An 18,077-nucleotide genomic window follows, 5' to 3' on the forward strand; every position below is an offset into this window, starting at 1 on the left:
GAACCACCATCATAAAGATTAAGTAGACCTTAATCTAAAAGTAAAAGTAATCCTGACGGACAATAGTTCAGAGGGATAGGGGATGTCTGGTAGTACATCCAAGGCGACTGACACTTTTATTCAGGCGTGACTATGCCAAAAAAAGTGTTGCTTAAACCCGTGTGTAGTAGTCTGCCTATATTTGACTATGTAAAGCGGAACTATGAGGAGTATTCTACGATGGTTGACCTAGATTTAAAGTGGATACGCGATCGCTTTCCCGCACTCTCCCAAGAGATCGATGGTCAACCCGTCATTTTTTTTGATGGACCTGGTGGGACTCAAGTTCCAAACTCTGTAATCAATGCGAGCGCAGATTACTTGGTAAAGTCAAATGCTAACGCACATGGGGCTTTTGCTACCAGTAAGAGAACAGACACACTTGTGGTATCGGCGCGTTTAGCAGTCGCGGATTTACTTGGCTGTGATGTCGAGGAAGTCGTTTTTGGGTCTAACATGACCACACTCACCTTCACCATCAGTCGAGCTATTGGTCGGGAACTGCAACCCGGTGATGAAATCATCGTTACCAAACTCGACCATTATGCCAATGTCTCCCCTTGGTATGCACTTTCCGAACGAGGTGCTGTCATTCGTACAGTTGATATCAATGTAGAAGACTGTACCCTAGACATGAACCACCTCAAGGAGCAAATTAACGAACGAACGCGAGTAGTAGCAGTGGGGTATGCATCCAATGCTGTAGGGACAATCAACGATATTGCAGAAATCGTAAAACTCGCTCGTGCGGTGGGAGCAATGGTTTTTGTAGATGCGGTTCACTATGTACCTCACGGACCCATAGACGTGCGAGCGAGCGATTGCGACTTTCTCTGTTGTTCCGCCTATAAATTCTTCGGACCCCATGTTGGTGTCATGTATGCAAAACGCGAACACCTGACTCGCCTGCTCCCTTATAAAGTTCAACCCGCCCCAGAAGAAATCCCTTCATGTTGGGAAACTGGGACTCAAAACTTTGAAGGGCTTGCAGGAACCATCGCGGCGATTGACTACCTAGCTGAAATAGGTCACCAACTTTTACCAGATGTTAAAAATCGCCGACAAGCTTTAGTCGCAGCTATGTTGGGAATTAAAGAATATGAAAAAGAACTCAGCTACAAGTTAGTTTCCGGATTGCTACAAATTTCTGGTTTGACTCTCTATGGTATTACCAATCCAAGCAGCTTTGACTGGCGAACACCAACTGTTGGAATTCGATTAGCAGAACACACTCCTCAGACAGTTGCTAAAACTTTAGGCGATCGCGGTATCTTTACTTGGAACGGTAACTTTTATGCACTCGGTCTAACCGAGAAATTAGGAGTCGAGTCAAGCGGAGGACTTCTTCGGATTGGGCTAACACACTATAACACTGTCGAAGAAATCGAACGTTTGTTGACAGTAATTAATGAAATATAACAACCAAATAATATGTCTCCTTTTGTTTTACTCCGTTAAGAAGTCTGTAAGAGAAATAGCAATTGTAGGTCGTAACTGAGAGCAAGTTGCTAAAACTTGGTGGATTTCATCTGTTATAAAGTTTTGGAAGAGAGTTTCATCTAGTATAGAATGACTATCTAGTGTACTAAAAGTTTGCTGAGAAAGAATATAATCGAATCTAGATGCCCATTTTCTAGCCCCAATTCTTGCAGTTATGGAACAATTATCAATCATAAAAGCAATTCCTTTATGATGCATATAAGGATTGAGAGAATCCACAGCTTCGATAATGGACTCGTTTGCAATTTCAGAGTAGGAATGCCCTTTTTCTTTGAGTAAATGAAGTTGAGCCATCATTGTTGCAATGTAAATTCCTGCAGTGACAGGATGAATAGGAACTCGATAAGATTGTCTATTAGCACGGACATTAATACCTGTTTGCCACATAGGAGTACCGTCAATTTTTCCTAGAGGATAAGTTTTGTGACGGTTACTTGCTGCGATTGCACTCCGAATTTCATTTCCAGAAGAAACTTCATCATAAATTTCTTGTAAGATTTCCAAAGCAGGATGATAGGCTGCTAAATAAGCTTTCCTGAAGGTGTCTTTATCTGTCTTATCTAATGATTCATACACAGCAAGAATTCCTTGCTGAGATATCATTTTGGTAATTGAGCCTGTAATCGATTCTACCGAATAAATATAAGCTTCTTCACGAGAAGAACCATGACTTATAAACCATCTGTATAGACTTTCTACAATACCGTGAATCGCTCCCAGTAAAATTCCTCTTTCTCCAAAAATATCAGATTTATACTCTGATTCTAGAGTTGTATGAAAAATCACAGGCGAACCAATTGCTACTGCCCAAGCAAGAGCACGATCTGTGGCTTTGCCATCAATATCTTGCTCGATAGCAAAGCTAGAATTAATACCTGCTCCATTAATTTCTTTACCTTGCTCGTAAAGTCGTCTAACTGAAGGTCCCATACCTTTAGGACAAACAGCAATAACATTAATATTTCTAGGAAAATATTCTCCAACATTTTTCAAATACCCCAATAAAAAACCATGAGATAATCCCAATGTACTTCCCGGACGCATTGCTTTAAAAATTTGCTCTTTATTTTCAGCTTGTGCAGCATCAGAAATGAGAAGAATTAATAGGTCTGATTCGGAAATAACTTCATACATTTCCCCCAAAGTCCCATTATACCGAGTAAATCCAGATTTTTCTGCTGATGAAATAGAAGCAGAATTCTCTCGCAAACCGACTTTAACTTTAATATTACTCCCTGTTAAAGAATCTCTTAAATTCTGAGCTTGAGCGCGACCTTGAGATGACCAACCAATCACTCCAATTTGCCGAATTCCTTCAAAAGCTTTAGGCAAAAGAGGAAACAGATGTCTTCCTCCGCGAACAATATATTCTTCCGTATTAGCTAAAAAAATCTTTTCTTTATCAAAAACTTTTGTACTAAAATCTAAACTCATATGTTCTTCCTCTGATACAATTTTGGATTTTAGATTTTGGATTAAGAAAGCTTTCTCTTATCCGCGTCCATCAGCTACAGGCTGCGGTTCAAAATTAACCACAGTTGAAAAATAACTGTTAATTTTTAACATACGGGTTATTTTTTTCACTGTCCAACACATTTTTCACAAGCAATTAACACTTAAAAAGTTCAAATCGGATTATGGAACTGAGACATTTACGCTACTTTGTCGTCATAGCAGAGGAACTGCACTTCGGTCGTGCTGCAGAACGACTGCACATGACTCAGCAACCTCTCAGCCAACAAATTCGTCAACTAGAAGCAGAGATAGGTGTGCTATTGTTCCACCGCACTAAACGTCGAGTCCAGTTAACAGAAGCAGGAAAAGCATTTTTGGAGGAAGCGCGTCAGATCTTGCATAAAGCATCTCAGGCGGTAGAGATAGCAAAGCAAGTTGCTCGTGGAGAAAACGGTAAACTAACAGTAGGATTCTCTGGTTTTGCTACCTATAGTCTTTTGCCCAAAGTTTTGAGGATATTTCGAGAGCAGTTTCCGCTAGTGGAACTAGAATTGGAAGAGATGACATCTAGCGCTCAAGTTCAAGCTTTGCAACATCATCAAATTCACCTTGGTTTGATGATTCCACCCATACCCGGTACAGAGTTCGTTCAAGAATCAATCCTACGCGAGCCATTGGTCGTAATTTTGCCAGAAACCCATCCACTTGCTACGCAACCAGAGTTAAAATTATCTGCACTCGCTAATGAGTCCTTCATTTTGGTCTCTCGCCATCTCGAACCGGGCTATTACGATTTATGTATCAGTTTATTCCAACAAGCTGGTTTTAGCCCTAAAGTTGTTCAAAAAGCAAGCCAGAAGCAGACAATTCTCGGTCTTGTGTCTGCTGACATGGGTGTTTCCCTTGCACCTGCTTCCATCCGCAACATTCATAGAACCGGGGTAGTCTATACAACTCTCAGTCCCTTAAATGTAGAAGTAGAGTTAATGGCAGTTTGGCGACAGGATGAAACTTCTACTGTTTTACAGACGTTTGTTCGCGTTATTCGAGAAATTAGGTTTCAGAAATAGATGATTTGAGAATGTGTCTATCTTATATTGTAATCTTACTATCAGCAACAACTAAGTTACGCCCTTGATTTTTAGCTTGATAAAGTGCTGCATCTGCTCGTTGAATAATAAGTTCGACAGTGCTATCTTCTAATTTGTAACTACTGACTCCTATACTTACTGTAATTGATATCATTTTTTCATGATAAGAAATAATTAATTTTTCAATATTTTTTCTAATTCGTTCGGCGATTGTTATTGCTGTATCAAGATCGGTCTCTGGTAATAATAATAAAAATTCTTCTCCTCCAAATCGTCCAAATGAATCTATTTTGCGTAGAGAACTTGTAACAGTTGGCACTAAAGCCTGAAGTACAGCATCTCCAACAGTATGCCCGTAACTATCGTTAATTCGTTTGAAGCGATCGATATCAATCATAAATATAGAAAAAGCCTGCTGATATCTTTGAGCGCGTTGAAATTCCATTTCCGCTTGCTTGTATAGATAACGTCGATTCCAAATTCCAGTTAGCGGATCGGTGATAGCTAATTCTTCTAATTCTTTTACTAATTTTCCTCGAACTAAAAGAGCTTTTTTCAATTCTTCTTGCTTTGATTTCAATTTTAAATGAGTTCGGACGCGAGCCAAAAGTTCAAACATATCAAATGGTTTAGTGATGTAATCAACCGCACCTTTATCAAAAGCATCAAGTAATTTTTCTTTCTCGCGATTAGCTGTCAGAAAAATCACTGGAATTTCTGCTAACTTGGGATCGGCTTTGAGTTGTTCGCACACTAATAATCCACTTATATCCGGCATGATTAAGTCTAAGAGAATAAGATCGGGAACGATTATTTGAACTTGTTCTAGAGCTTCCCGTCCGCTAGAAGCCAAGGCTGTTTTATAACCTACTCGCCTTAAGATTGCTCCAAGACTTTCTAAATTTTGTTTCATATCATCAACAATCAAAATTAAATAATTACTGGTTTGAAACAAAGTCATAAAAAATTTTCCTCAACTAATAAACTATATAATTTTGGATTTTAGATTTTGGATTTTAGATTAAAAAACCTTTGCCCGAACTAAATTTCTACCTACGCCCTGTCGCAATTGTAATTATTATAAATTGGTAGTAAAATGTGTATATCAAAATTGAAAAAAAAGTCATTTATGATTGGGAATTAATTTTCTAATTCCCAATCTCTATCCCCTCATCTTTCTTTTCAAGTCAGTCGAGCGCCGGGAAATCCTACGACCTAGTATGAAAATAATTCTTTTCCAAAGCCCAATGCCCAATGCCCTATTTTCAAGTTAGTCCTTTCCAAAAATCTTTAATGCCAGCTGCACCCTGTTTATACTAGAATAATAAGGCTATTGAGATGTCCTTTATCAACTGTTTTAACCACAATATAACAAGAACTGAGCGAGATTAAGTTGTCAGTAAGACATCTCGCAAAATATTGAGCAATATCCTTGCTGTGAAAGGTTTTGGCAAGAACTCTTGGATGCGAAGACTTTTCTTTTGAGCTATTGTCCAATTGCTCATTAGCCCACTCGTTGCAATAATTCGTACCTGTGGATTCATGCGTTGCAACGTCAGAATTGTGGTAGAACCATCCATACCGGGCATCATCAGGTCTATCAATACCACACCGATCTTTCCCTTGTACTGAGCGTAGAGTGCAAGTGTTTCAATTCCATCACTGGCAGTTAAAACTCTGTAATTATGGCTCTCCAAGGTTGTTTTAGCAATTTCACAGATTGTAGCTTCGTCATCTACTACCAAAATTAATTCGCCATGACCGTGGAATAACTCTCCATCAGTTGTTGCTGGAGTTTCCGTAACTTGGCTGCTTGGCAAATATACCTTAAAGCGACTTCCTTTTCCTACTTGACTGTATACATTCACAAAACCACCGTGTCTTTTAACAATACCCATGGCGGTAGAAAGCCCTAGTCCAGTTCCTTGACCCAAGTCTTTAGTGGTAAAAAAAGGATCGAAAATACGGTCTATAATTTCTGGTGAAATGCCCGTTCCTGTATCAGCAATAGTAATGACGACGTAAGAACCGACTCTAGCATCTACGTACATTCGAGCATAGTTTTCATCCATCCAAAGGTTTTCGGCACTAATACAGAGCGTACCGCCATTGGGCATAGCATCGCGAGCATTGACACAAAGATTCATTAACACCTGATGAAGATGAGTTGCATCTGCACAAACAGTCCAAAGATCTGACACTATATGAGTTTGGGTTTCTATGGATTTTGGAAAAGTTCGTTGAGCAACTTGGGCAACATCTAAAAGTAAATGCCGAATCTGAACAACGGTGTAACTCCCTTCCGTTCCGCGACTAAAGGACAAAATTTGCTTGACTAGCTCAGCACCACGTTTACTACTATCCTCTAACATCTTTAGTAGTTGCCGAGTGTTCTCATCAACGTTGGGAAATTTAAGAGACAGTAATTGAGCAACTGCTAAAATCGGAGTCAGAATATTATTGAAGTCGTGAGCAATCCCGCTTGCGAGAGTCCCTAAGCTTTCGAGTCGCTGAGTTCGTAAAAATTGTGCTTCAAGTTGTTTTTTTTCTGTAATATTTGTACTGACAGTGAGAATAAATTTAGGGTTGTCAACTTCATCAAGTACAAGCGTCCAACGACTTTCAACGATAATCTGTTTACCGTCTTTCGTGACTTGCTGCAACTCACCTTGCCACTGACCCTCTTTGACTAGTTTTGTTTGTATGTCTTCAAATTGCGGCAAAGTTTCCTCAGATTCGTACAGAAGTTCGGCAGCACTCTTACCAAGGGCTTCCGGCGCGTCCCATCCATACAAGCGCTCAGCCCCTTTATTCCAGAATAAGAAGTGGTACTCTAAATCTTGAACAAAAATTGCATCAGTGGTAACGTCTAATAAGGCAGCTTGTTCTCGGATTTGTTGTTCTGCTTGCTTGCGATCGCTAATGTCTTCTGCAATTCCAACAACTCGGTAAGGTTCGCCAAATTTATCTCTGATAGGGAAACCCCGGTCGCGTATCCATCGCAATGACCCATCCGGTCTGATGATGCGATACTCCTCATCATAAGTCCCTCGTAATGACTGCTCAAAAAAGACTGTCTGCACTCGTTGCCGATCTTGGGGATGAATCGCTTCTATCCATTCCATAAAGTTAGCATACAAGCGATCGCAAGAGCGTCCCCAAATATTTTCGTAAGAGTGACTAGCATAGAGCAGCTTTCTCTCTACGGGATCTGACATCCAGAAGACCATCTCGTTAATGTTCTCTGCCAATTGACGAAACCGCTCTTCACTTTCCTGTAGAGCCCGTTCCGCACTTTGCCGTTTGTGTCGAGCGAGAACTTCCCGTAACTCTCGCTCGACTGCAGGGACTAAGCGAGTTAGATTACCTTTTATTATGTAGTCGTGCGCTCCTGCTTTCATGGCAGCAACAGCAATATCTTCTCCAATGGTACCGGAGACAATAATAAACGGTAAATCTAAGTTTCGGCTCTGGAGAAGTTTTAGAGCTTCTGGGGCGCTGAAAGCAGGCAGATTATAGTCTGCAATTACGATATCCCATTGTTGGCGATCGAGAGCAGCGTGCATTGCTGTCGGAGTATCTACTCGAACGTAGTCCAGAGTATAACCACCCCGACGCAGTTCTCTCAAGACTAAGAAAGTATCATCTTCTGAATCCTCAACAATGAGAATATGTAGGTGAGACATTGTTATTACTCCCTAAACAGGTGGTGGTTCATTTATCAAGAGCCAATACATGCCCAATTGCCGAATCGCCTCTGAAAACTGAAGAAAATCAACAGGTTTGCGGATATAGCTGTTGCATCCGAGGCTGTAGCTATCGAGCATATCTCGTTCTTCGTTAGAAGTGGTTAGAATCACCACGGGTAGAAGTTTAGTCCGTTCGTCTTCCCGCAAACGACGCAAAACTTCTATACCATCAACCCGAGGCAATTTTAGATCTAGCAAAATCACTGAAGGTTTGACACTGATATCTCGTTCGGTATAAGAACCCATACCAAATAAGTAATCTAAAGCTTCAACCCCATCGCGAGCTACCACGATTTCATTGCGGATGTGATTGCGCTTTAGCGCTCTAATAGTTAGCTCTTCGTCATCTGGATTATCCTCCACCAAAAGAATTGTTTTAGAATTTTCGCTCATGTCTTTACCTCCTCCGGGACTAATGTGAAGTAAAAAGTAGCTCCCCGTTCCACTTCTGCTTCTACCCATATCCGACCTCCATGACGATGTACGATACGATGAACCGTTGCCAGTCCGATCCCATTGCCTGGAAAGTCGTTCATATTGTGCAATCTCTGGAAAGGACCAAATAACTTGTGAGCGTAGGTCATATCAAAGCCCGCACCGTTATCTCGAACATAGTAAATAGGCATACCTTTTTCAGAAATCGTCATTCCAAACTCAATTCGCGGGCGAGGGTGCTTGGAGGTAAATTTCCAAGCATTATTGAGTAGATTCTCTAATAACACTCGTAGTAAACGGCTATCTCCTTGCGCTGTTAGCCCTGTTTGAATCGCAAACTCTATCTCCCGTTTTGGCTGGCTTTGCTGTAATTCGGTACAAATATCACTCGCTAACCGACTCAGATCGACAAGTTCTAAGTACATATCGCTGCGCGTGACACGAGATAGGTTGAGGAGGTCATCAATTAATTGCCCCATCCGTTGAGTCGCGGCTCGAATTCGCCGCACGTGATTTTGCCCGCTTGGGTTCAGCATATCGTAGCAGTCTTCCACTAAAGCTTGACTGAAGCCATCAATACTGCGTAAAGGAGCTCGTAAGTCATGTGAAACAGAATAGCTAAAAGCTTCCAACTCCTTATTAACTGCCTGTAGTTCTACAAGCGATCTTTGCAATTCCTGATTCAACAATTGAACGGCTTGCTCGGCTTGCTGGCGTTCTAGCACTTTTGCCTGTAGGTCTACTAAAAGTTCTGTATGCTGGAGGGCTATTGCTAAATGACTGGCTATTTGAGTGGCAAACTCAATTTCTGTTGCTTGCCATTCTCGCGGTTCGCTGCACTGGTGAATACAGAGCAATCCCCACAGATGCTGACCCTGTAATAGCGGTACGACTAAGTTTGCCCGGACTTGAAATTGAGCAAGAATCTGAATATGACAATCGCTCAGCCCATAATTGTAAATATCCGCCACTGCCTGAATTTGACCTTGTTGATAATGGGTTGCAAACTGGTCTCCAAAGCAGCGATCGCGAATTTTTTGAGCCATGGCTGACCCAAAAGCTGGATCTACGTCTTCAGAAACAAATTCTCCATCATTCCAGCCTGAATCGGGGTAGAAGCGAAACATCCCCACACGATCTGCTTTTAAAAGTTGGCGAACCTCAGTTGCAGTCGCTTGAAAAATTTTTTCAGTATTGAGAGGTTCTCGCAGACGAGCAATTACCCGGAACAATGCTTTGTATTGCTCCACCAATAAATGTGCCCGATTGATTTCCCGTTCCACTTGTTGAAGTTCTTCTGCCAGAATCTGCTTGAGCATTTGAAATGCCGCTTCATCTCGACATAAGTTTTGCAACCTTGCCAATACCACTGGATTCATTGGTCAACTCGTTAAGTCAGGACATTGCTGAAAGTCTCAGCTAAACACTTCAATTAGCCAAGTTAGATAGATGCCTAGAATGTCACAAGTCAGATAAGCAGAGGTCAAAGGGCAGAAGAGAAAGATCTTGGGAGAGGAGTAAAATAGTAAGTTAAAAACGTCATTACATAATACACTGTATGTGACTCAAGCTTTTTTAAGTTTTTTATAGAGTCGTCAGCCATTTTGAAAATCCTCACAATTTCCTCAACTTTTTCAGATAAGTTTAGAATGTGGATATTGTGCTATTTGGAAACATATTCAAGTTATATCTAAAATCGGGTTAGGATTATGAACAATCTTTTCTCTGAGATCTCTCCTTCATTTGTCATTATTTTTTGGGAGGTTTAATAACCTCATCTTTGCTGTCTAGAAAATACAGCATTGGGCATTCGGAAAGAATTATTTTTATACTTGGTTGTGGGATTTTCCCGCAATTAGCTCTCTAGAAAATAGGGCGTAGGTAGGGCTAAAGCCCACCAATATTGAATGGTAGGCTTTAGCCCTACCTACAAAAAAACTCAATATTCTTTATAACCGAAAAAATACTTATTAAGTTATTTGAACTCAGTATAAACCTCACAAGTTCCTCACATCTATCATGTGAAATAAAGATGTTTGGATTTCATCCTTATCTGATTGGTGAAAAATCTTATTACTGTAGGTAGGGTTATGCCGCACAAAAGCTTTATGTGGTGGGCAATGCCCAACGCCACTCCTAGTAGTCGCGGGGGAGCCCGCGCACGGAGGGTGGCTCCCCTACAGTACCTAAAATTGTTTATAAATGATTTAGGATTGCTATAGTTATTATGAACTTAACAAAGAAATATGAGAAATTTGTGAGGAAATCAACAGATTGAGCAGATTCCGCTCGAGAAGACCTCTGGAGTTACACAGTTATGGGGCTTAAGTTACACTATTTGTGGCATAATGCTGCCCTATAATTACGAAGAAGCCCTGAGTCTTTACGTATCAAATACCCCACTTAATTCTTCTCGTTATAATTAGGCAAAAATTTGTTTATTTGATGTTATGACTATCTAAGCAGCAAGCCACAAAAATATCTAGCGATAATACTGGCATCAATATCATTCTATAAAATAAAAAAGCCCGAATACGGGCTTCCAAAAGGGTATCTACCACTAGTAATATAATACCTATTACTAGTTAAAGATAACTGTAGCAAAAAAATTACAGGATGGATAAGAGGTATTATTAACTTTTTTCAACTCAAAGCCGAAATTAATAAATCACCATAGGCTCACAAAATCCTCACATTCTGTCAGTAATCTAAAAATTAGAAAAAATACGTAACATATGATACTATGAGTAAAATAATTAAGTTTAACTCATACCATTTTGGATATGTGGATTTTAGATTTTGGATTGAAAAAGCCTTGTGGTGCTTAATTTCACTCAACTCTCTGTTGCATTCTTTTTTCAAATTGGTATCAAACACTTTCTAAATACTACAGAACACTGAAAACATTGTTATTACTGTAGGGGGCGTTTCCAATTAAAAGTCTTAAATGGTGGGCGATCTCCTACCTACTACGTGTATTTCATAAATCAAATAGGATTGCTTAGATATCTTAAATACTTACAAATTGCATCCAAATAAAGTGCGTTCGCTAGATGAAATAGTTACTTTCATCAAAAAAATATGAATTAGACATAGGCGTGGAAAAGATGTAAGGGCGCAATGCCTTGCGCCCCTACCAAGAGTTTCGGGTAATGCATAATTAATTTCTGGAGATGTCTATTAAATCAGGGGCATAGGAATATTGCGGTGAGCGAATTGAAGCGATGGAAGCACTTACTGCTCAGGGATATCCTGTCCTTAGCCGAGGGATTCGGTTTTATAAGGTGTACGAGGGTTCAGGAATATAAAGCAGATTAGCAAAATTCCGGATCATATTGATATTTCTTCTCAAGAAACTCTCAAAAATAATGCGAATTTTTTTAAGTTAATAGTATTGTAATTATGATTAATTTTCCTATTTACGTTTCTAAGAAAATAACGGTTTTTGCATCAAAAAGCCGCAAACTTAGGGTGTTTAGGATAAACCTGGATGTCATGTATATGAAATTATGGATAAATACTTTTGTCAATTTGTATCGATTGCTAGCTCTGTCATGCTATTAACAGCACAACCACTAAAGGCACAAGAGATTGCTGTAACTCAAGTGAGACTGCAAAAGACAGACTCAGGTATTGAGTTAATTCTACAAACTCCAAAACCAGAACTATTGCGAGTAAATAGCAAAACTGATGGCAATACATATATCGCTGATATTCCGAATGCTCAACTGCGTCTCTCATCTGGTAGTGTATTTCGCCAAGAAAACCCAGTTTCAGGAATCAGTGCGATCGCCGTTACTAATCAAGATGCCAATAGTATCCGCGTCACTGCGATCGGTGAAGCAAGTGTACCAAAAATTGAGTTATTTGATAGTGACGAAGGTTTGATTCTGGGTATTACATCAGCTACATCCTCTGCACAAAACCCAACAACTAGCCCATCTCAGGCAGATACAGCCCCTACACAAAACCCAACTCCTAACCTATCTCAGTCCACTGAAACTCAGCCTAGTACACCATCACCTGAAGCTGGTGAGCCAATTGAGTTATTAGTCACTGGGGAGCAAGACGGTTACATTATCCCTAGTGCCTCAACTGCAACTAAAACAGACACATCACTACGAGACATTCCCCAATCGATTCAAGTCATCCCCAGACAAGTATTAGAAGACCAGAAGGTAACTCGACTGAGAGATGTGCTGCAAAATGTCAGTGGCATTACCTTAGATGGTAATTACGGCGGGACTGGTAGTGGTTCGTTAATTATTCGTGGCTTTTCCCAAGACACCATTTTTAAAGATGGGTTCCGTAATTAGGTATTAAAGGCGATTTCCTCAATAGCAAACTTTCAACCACACTAGCAGCCTATCAAATTACTAAAGAGAATGTCTTAACTCCCGATCCCCTAGACCCTAGTAACTTTTCTGTACAGACGAACAACGCAGTCGCGGTATTGAACTAGATGTCATTGGGCAGATTCTTCCTGGGTGGAATATTATCGCCTCCTATGCTCATATTGATGCCAAAGTCACCAAAGATAACGACTTGCCCATAGGAAGTAGGTTGGCTAACGTTGCTCCTAATACTGCCAGCTTATGGACAACTTACGAACTTCAAGAAGGCAATCTGAAAGGCTTAGGCTTTGGTCTAGGAGTATTCTTTGCCGATGATAGACCCGGATATAGTTACGAGCCGCCAGAATTTAAACTACCTAGTTATACGCGAGTTGATGCAGCAGTTTCCTACAAACGCGACAACTGGAAAATAGGCTTGAATGTGAGGAATTTGTTTGATAAAAAATACTACGAAACGCATCAAGGCTCTGACATTGTGTATCCTGGTGCTCCGTTCACAGTAATTGGATCGTTTTCTATCAACTTCTGATTTGGTTTGAGGTAGGATAATTTGCCACGAACAAGAAAAAGCTGTACATCCGTCTTGCTTGACTACTGGTATAATGTATAATTAAGCCAATGAATATCGTTATTATACTAGAAACTTTTTAGACTTTACTTTTGAAATCTTAAAATATAGAAAATAATAGATAGTAAGTCAAACACTGTTTTGAGTGCTAAATTTCTTTGGAAAAATATGACTTATCCCTTCCTGGAACGCTTGCATAGTCCCGATCGCCCTGTTATCGTCTTTGACGGAGCAATGGGAACTAACTTGCAAACCCAAAACCTCACTGCGGAGGACTTTGGCGGTGCTGAATATGAAGGTTGTAACGAGTACCTCGTTTTTACAAAACCAGAAGCAGTGGCAAAAGTTCATCGTGACTTTCTTGCAGCTGGTGCGGACGTAATTGAAACAGATACCTTTGGCGGTACTTCTATTGTTTTGGCAGAATACGACTTGGCTCCTAAGGCGTATGAACTGAGCAAAGCAGCAGCAGAACTCGCAAAGAGTGTGGCGGCAGAATTTTCTACCCCTGAAAAACCTCGCTTTGTCGCCGGTTCCATCGGTCCAACGACCAAACTGCCAACTTTAGGGCATATCGATTTTGATACCATGAAAGCTGCTTTTGCCGAACAAGCAGAAGGGCTATTTGATGGTGGGGTCGATCTGTTTATTGTTGAAACTTGCCAAGACGTACTGCAAATTAAAGCGGCGCTGAATGGTATTGAAGAAGTTTTTGCCAAGAAAGGCGATCGCCGTCCATTGATGGTGTCCGTTACCATGGAATCCATGGGTACTATGTTGGTAGGAACGGAAATCAACGCCGTACTCACCATTTTAGAACCTTACCCAATTGACATTCTTGGTTTGAACTGTGCCACAGGACCAGACTTGATGAAACCGCATATCAAGTATCTATCGGAACATTCACCGTTTGTTGTTTCTTGTATTCCGAATGCTGGTTTGCCTGAGAATGTTGGCGGTCAAGCTCATTACCGTCTAACACCTGTAGAATTACGGATGGCCTTGATGAATTTTGTTGAAGATTTGGGTGTCCAAGCGATCGGGGGTTGCTGTGGGACACGTCCAGAACACATTCAACAATTAGCAGAAATAGCCAAAGACTTAAAGCCAAAGGTCAGACATCCTAAGTCAGAACCAGCAGCAGCGTCAATTTACAGCACTCAAAACTACACTCAAGATAATTCTTTCTTGATTGTTGGCGAACGACTCAACGCAAGTGGTTCCAAAAAGTGTCGCGAATTACTAAATGCCGAAGATTGGGACGGTTTGGTTTCAATGGCAAAAGCGCAAGTCAAAGAAGGCGCACACATTCTTGATGTTAACGTTGATTACGTGGGACGCGATGGCGTGCGCGATATGCACGAGTTAGTCTCGCGATTGGTGAATAATGTGACATTGCCATTGATGCTTGATTCCACTGAATGGGAAAAGATGGAAGCAGGGTTAAAAGTGGCTGGTGGTAAATGTCTGTTGAACTCTACTAACTACGAAGATGGAGAACCTCGTTTTCTAAAGGTGTTGGAACTGGCGAAAAAATATGGTGCGGGTGTTGTTATCGGTACAATTGATGAAGAAGGAATGGCGCGAACAGCAGATAAAAAGTTTGCGATCGCCCAACGTGCCTACCGTCAAGCTGTAGAATATGGGATTTCTGCACATGAAATATTTTTTGATACTTTAGCTCTCCCAATTTCTACTGGTATCGAAGAAGACCGCGAAAACGGCAAGGCGACCATTGAAGCCATTCGCCGCATCCGTCAAGAATTGCCTGGCTCTCATGTCATTTTAGGTGTTTCCAACATCTCCTTTGGTTTAAACCCTGCTGCGCGAATTGTATTGAACTCAATGTTTCTACACGAGGCGATGGCAGTTGGAATGGATGCAGCGATCGTCAGTGCTAGTAAAATTTTACCTCTAGCAAAAATTGAAGAACGTCATCAAGAAATTTGCCGCAAGTTGATTTATGATGAGCGAACTTTTGAGGGAGATGTTTGCACTTACGATCCTTTAGCAGAACTCACAACACTGTTTGAAGGAGTCACAACAAAACGCGCCAAAGGCGTTGATGAAAGTCTACCCGTTGAAGAACGTCTCAAGCGCCATATTATTGATGGGGAACGTATTGGTTTAGAGAAGAACCTAGCAAAAGCTTTAGAAAACTATCCTCCTTTGGATATTATCAACACCATTTTGCTAGATGGCATGAAAGTGGTTGGCGATTTGTTTGCTTCCGGACAAATGCAGTTACCCTTTGTACTGCAATCGGCTGAAACCATGAAAGCAGCAGTTGCTTATCTCGAACCGCTTATGGAAAAGTCAGAAGCAGGTAATAATGCCAAGGGTAAATTTATCATCGCGACAGTGAAGGGAGATGTTCACGACATTGGGAAAAACTTGGTAGATATCATTTTGTCCAATAACGGTTACAAGGTGATTAACTTAGGAATTAAGCAGCCAGTGGAAAATATCATTGAAGCATACAAAAAGCACAAAGCTGATTGTATTGCTATGAGTGGTTTGTTGGTGAAATCGACTGCATTCATGAAAGAAAACTTGGAAGTTTTCAATGAAAAAGGAATTACGGTTCCTGTCATTTTGGGTGGTGCAGCGCTAACTCCTAAGTTTGTCTATGAAGATTGCCAAAATGCTTACAAAGGTCGAGTGGTTTATGGCAAAGACGCATTTTCTGACTTAAATTTCATGGATAAATTAATGCCTGCTAAATCTGGTGGGCATTGGAACGATCTGCAAGGGTTTTCAGGTGAATTTGCTGAAGCTGCCGAAATATCAAAAAATGGTCATAAAGTTTCAGGAGAGAAAGCAGTTAAAGAAAAAGCACCTGCTGAACCAAAAGAAGTTGATACCAGACGTTCTGAAGCAGTAGAGGTGGATATCAAACGTCCAACTCCGCCTTTTTGGGGAACAAAGATTTTTCAACCTAAGGATATTCCTTTGGAGGAAGTTTTCTGGTATTTAGATTTACAGGCTTTGATTGCAGGACAATGGCAGTTCCGCAAGCCAAAGGAGCAATCTAAAGAGGAGTATCAAGCTTTCTTGGATGGGAAGGTTTATCCAATTTTGGAGGAGTGGAAGCAGCGAGTTATTCAAGAAAATTTACTGCATCCGCAAGTAGTTTACGGTTATTTTCCTTGTCAGTCTGAGGGAAATACTCTGTATCTTTACGATCCAAATGACGTTGATAAATTAAATGACGGGCAAGATGCCCATCCCACAAAGCAAGATGCCCATCCCACAAAGCAAGATGCCCATCCCACAAAGACAGTAGCTCAGTTTGAGTTTCCAAGGCAGAAGTCTGTAAGGAGATTGTGTATTGCGGATTTCTTTGCACCGAAGGAATCCGGAACAATTGATGTGTTTCCAATGCAAGCAGTGACTGTTGGGCATATTGCTACTGAGTTTGCTCAAAAGTTATTTGCTAATAATCAATACACAGACTACCTGTATTTTCACGGTTTAGCCGTGCAGGTAGCAGAAGCACTTGCTGAATGGTCTCATGCTCGTATTCGGCGCGAATTAGGCTTTGGTGCTGAGGAACCGGATAATATTCGGGATGTTTTGGCACAGCGTTACCAAGGTTCGCGGTATAGTTTTGGGTATCCGGCTTGTCCGAATATTCAAGATCAGTACAAGCAACTGGAGTTGTTGGGATGCGATCGCATTAACTTGTATATGGATGAAAGCGAACAGCTTTATCCGGAACAGTCTACAACAGCGATTATTACCTATCACCCTGTAGCTAAGTACTTTAGCGCTTAGTAAATTTTCCCCTTTTCCTAATACGGAGAAGGGGAAATTAATCAATTGTATGAGACAAGAGAAGGCGCGGAAGGAAAAAGTGTAAAGAGTTATAGTAACGTCATTCGTCTAAAATAGTTCAATAGAAAAAGTTCAAGGAAACTATTGGATACTGAAAAATCAAAGCTAGAATTTTCTGGCGCAGGAGGTAATTGGTCAGTTATTGATGAAGTGAACGATCCTAGAGTTATTCAACAGAAAGATCGTGTCTCTTGTGGTCCTGCTTGTGCAGAAATGGTGATGAAAACTGTTGGGATCGAAGATATTAGTCAGGAAGTAATTGCTTCAGTTTCTGGAACTCCTGTTAACGTATATAATTTAGTGGAAGCAATCAACCAACTGGATGCTCAAGGATCGAGACAATGGTTTGGTGGTGGCTTAGATATTCCTGGAGCAAATGATGCAGAACTACTAGAAGTACTCATGTCCACTGGAGTATGGATAGCAGAGTTTCGAGAGGTAGGAGCGCGTCTAGGTCATTTAGTTGTCGTTGATGGTTACGACGCTTTTGACAGACTCTATATTCGCGCTCCTTGGAATCAAACAAAGTATAAAATGGAAAAAGACACCTTTTTGCAGTTTTGGACACTGCAAGGCATATATCTTAAAAAATTATGAAAACTCAAGTTTTAAATATTCAACCAAATGCTGATACAAACTCCCTAAAGGTTTTTATGTCAGTTGGTGATGAACAGCATCAGTTCACATTTTCAAGACGGTTCGACCAGATTGGAAATCACCAAGTGCAAATTATAACTCCGGAGCACCAGTTTGGAGATACTTTTAAATTCAACCAACAAATCACTGATGAAGTTATGAAAATTGTCCGTCAGTTTTTTAAGGGTGACAAGTTGATTCTTCCTCAAGATGTTGGTGATTTTGGGACTCCCGAAAAAGCATTAGCGTTACAAAAACCTTTTAATCCTGTGTTAAGCGGTCGGTGTTCTGCTGAACTTTAAACTAAAATTCGGTACTACCTTTAAAACCAAGGCTCTCAGGCAGAAGCCAAACTTGTATCAAACATAACCCAGATAAAATTGTTTTAATTGCTAAACAATCAAACGGCAAA

12 protein-coding genes are annotated in these 18,077 nt (G+C 40.7%); 7 read left to right on the forward strand and 5 right to left on the reverse strand.

What is annotated here, in order from left to right; genetic code table 11:
- The first annotated feature begins 219 nt into the window (after positions 1-219).
- Entirely contained in the window at positions 220-1,458 is a 1,239-nt protein-coding gene (locus ACKTT2_RS46465) for a cysteine desulfurase-like protein (RefSeq protein ID WP_407899531.1), read from the forward strand.
- 27 nt (positions 1,459-1,485) lie between these two features.
- On the opposite strand, the gene ACKTT2_RS46470 is transcribed toward ACKTT2_RS46465, so the two are convergent.
- Positions 1,486-2,973 (reverse strand): ketol-acid reductoisomerase, encoded by a 1,488-nt coding sequence (locus tag ACKTT2_RS46470; protein ID WP_407899533.1) that lies wholly within the window; start codon positions 2,971-2,973, stop codon positions 1,486-1,488.
- Between the two features lie 203 nt (positions 2,974-3,176).
- On the opposite strand from ACKTT2_RS46470, the gene ACKTT2_RS46475 reads away from it, so the two are divergent.
- Positions 3,177-4,064: a LysR family transcriptional regulator gene (locus ACKTT2_RS46475; RefSeq protein WP_407899535.1), complete on the forward strand. Its 888-nt coding sequence runs from the start codon at positions 3,177-3,179 to the stop codon at positions 4,062-4,064.
- A 22-nt stretch (positions 4,065-4,086) separates the two neighbouring features.
- Here the strand turns inward: ACKTT2_RS46475 and ACKTT2_RS46480 are convergent, their stop codons facing one another.
- The 4 genes from ACKTT2_RS46480 to ACKTT2_RS46495 form a co-directional block, all read right to left on the reverse strand.
- A complete protein-coding gene (locus tag ACKTT2_RS46480; RefSeq protein ID WP_407899537.1) occupies positions 4,087-5,046 on the reverse strand; it encodes a diguanylate cyclase in 960 nt (319 codons plus the stop codon).
- Positions 5,047-5,473: 427 nt separating this feature from the next.
- Positions 5,474-7,771, reverse strand: coding sequence for a PAS domain S-box protein (locus ACKTT2_RS46485; RefSeq protein WP_407899539.1), 2,298 nt, complete (start codon positions 7,769-7,771; stop codon positions 5,474-5,476).
- Positions 7,772-7,783: 12 nt separating this feature from the next.
- The gene (locus ACKTT2_RS46490) at positions 7,784-8,227 is read right to left on the reverse strand and encodes a response regulator (RefSeq protein WP_407899541.1); all 444 of its coding nucleotides are present in this window, start codon (positions 8,225-8,227) and stop codon (positions 7,784-7,786) included.
- The gene (locus ACKTT2_RS46495; RefSeq protein ID WP_407899543.1) at positions 8,224-9,648 is read right to left on the reverse strand and encodes a sensor histidine kinase; all 1,425 of its coding nucleotides are present in this window, start codon (positions 9,646-9,648) and stop codon (positions 8,224-8,226) included. The genes ACKTT2_RS46490 and ACKTT2_RS46495 overlap by 4 nt, the downstream gene beginning before the upstream one ends.
- Before the next feature lie 2,130 nt (positions 9,649-11,778).
- On the opposite strand from ACKTT2_RS46495, the gene ACKTT2_RS46500 reads away from it, so the two are divergent.
- The 5 genes from ACKTT2_RS46500 (at position 11,779) to ACKTT2_RS46520 (ending at position 17,967) form a co-directional block, all read left to right on the forward strand.
- On the forward strand, positions 11,779-12,585 hold the full coding sequence (locus tag ACKTT2_RS46500; protein ID WP_407899545.1) for an AMIN domain-containing protein: 807 nt from the start codon (positions 11,779-11,781) through the stop codon (positions 12,583-12,585).
- A 160-nt stretch (positions 12,586-12,745) separates the two neighbouring features.
- A complete protein-coding gene (locus ACKTT2_RS46505) occupies positions 12,746-13,153 on the forward strand; it encodes a TonB-dependent siderophore receptor (RefSeq protein WP_407899631.1) in 408 nt (135 codons plus the stop codon).
- A gap of 207 nt (positions 13,154-13,360) precedes the next feature.
- Positions 13,361-16,969, forward strand: a complete 3,609-nt coding sequence (metH, locus tag ACKTT2_RS46510) for a methionine synthase (RefSeq protein WP_407899547.1) — start codon at positions 13,361-13,363, stop codon at positions 16,967-16,969.
- 144 nt (positions 16,970-17,113) lie between these two features.
- Positions 17,114-17,626 (forward strand): C39 family peptidase, encoded by a 513-nt coding sequence (locus ACKTT2_RS46515; protein WP_407899549.1) that lies wholly within the window; start codon positions 17,114-17,116, stop codon positions 17,624-17,626.
- A complete protein-coding gene (locus tag ACKTT2_RS46520) occupies positions 17,623-17,967 on the forward strand; it encodes a hypothetical protein (RefSeq protein ID WP_407899551.1) in 345 nt (114 codons plus the stop codon). The genes ACKTT2_RS46515 and ACKTT2_RS46520 overlap by 4 nt, the downstream gene beginning before the upstream one ends.
- Positions 17,968-18,077: the final 110 nt, after the last annotated feature.

It is taken from the genome of Scytonema hankhaensis NUACC26 (genome assembly GCF_045865695.1).
Lineage (GTDB): Bacteria > Cyanobacteriota > Cyanobacteriia > Cyanobacteriales > Nostocaceae > Scytonema.

Excerpts from the sequence above, each read along its gene's own strand:
- ACKTT2_RS46465 (WP_407899531.1), top strand. The coding sequence starts at position 220 with ATGGTTGACCTAGATTTAAAGTGGATACGCGATCGCTTTCCCGCACTC.
- ACKTT2_RS46470 (WP_407899533.1), bottom strand. The coding sequence starts at position 2,973 with ATGAGTTTAGATTTTAGTACAAAAGTTTTTGATAAAGAAAAGATTTTT.
- ACKTT2_RS46475 (WP_407899535.1), top strand. The coding sequence starts at position 3,177 with ATGGAACTGAGACATTTACGCTACTTTGTCGTCATAGCAGAGGAACTG.
- ACKTT2_RS46480 (WP_407899537.1), bottom strand. The coding sequence starts at position 5,046 with ATGACTTTGTTTCAAACCAGTAATTATTTAATTTTGATTGTTGATGAT.
- ACKTT2_RS46485 (WP_407899539.1), bottom strand. The coding sequence starts at position 7,771 with ATGTCTCACCTACATATTCTCATTGTTGAGGATTCAGAAGATGATACT.
- ACKTT2_RS46490 (WP_407899541.1), bottom strand. The coding sequence starts at position 8,227 with ATGAGCGAAAATTCTAAAACAATTCTTTTGGTGGAGGATAATCCAGAT.
- ACKTT2_RS46495 (WP_407899543.1), bottom strand. The coding sequence starts at position 9,648 with ATGAATCCAGTGGTATTGGCAAGGTTGCAAAACTTATGTCGAGATGAA.
- ACKTT2_RS46500 (WP_407899545.1), top strand. The coding sequence starts at position 11,779 with ATGGATAAATACTTTTGTCAATTTGTATCGATTGCTAGCTCTGTCATG.
- metH (WP_407899547.1), top strand. The coding sequence starts at position 13,361 with ATGACTTATCCCTTCCTGGAACGCTTGCATAGTCCCGATCGCCCTGTT.
- ACKTT2_RS46520 (WP_407899551.1), top strand. The coding sequence starts at position 17,623 with ATGAAAACTCAAGTTTTAAATATTCAACCAAATGCTGATACAAACTCC.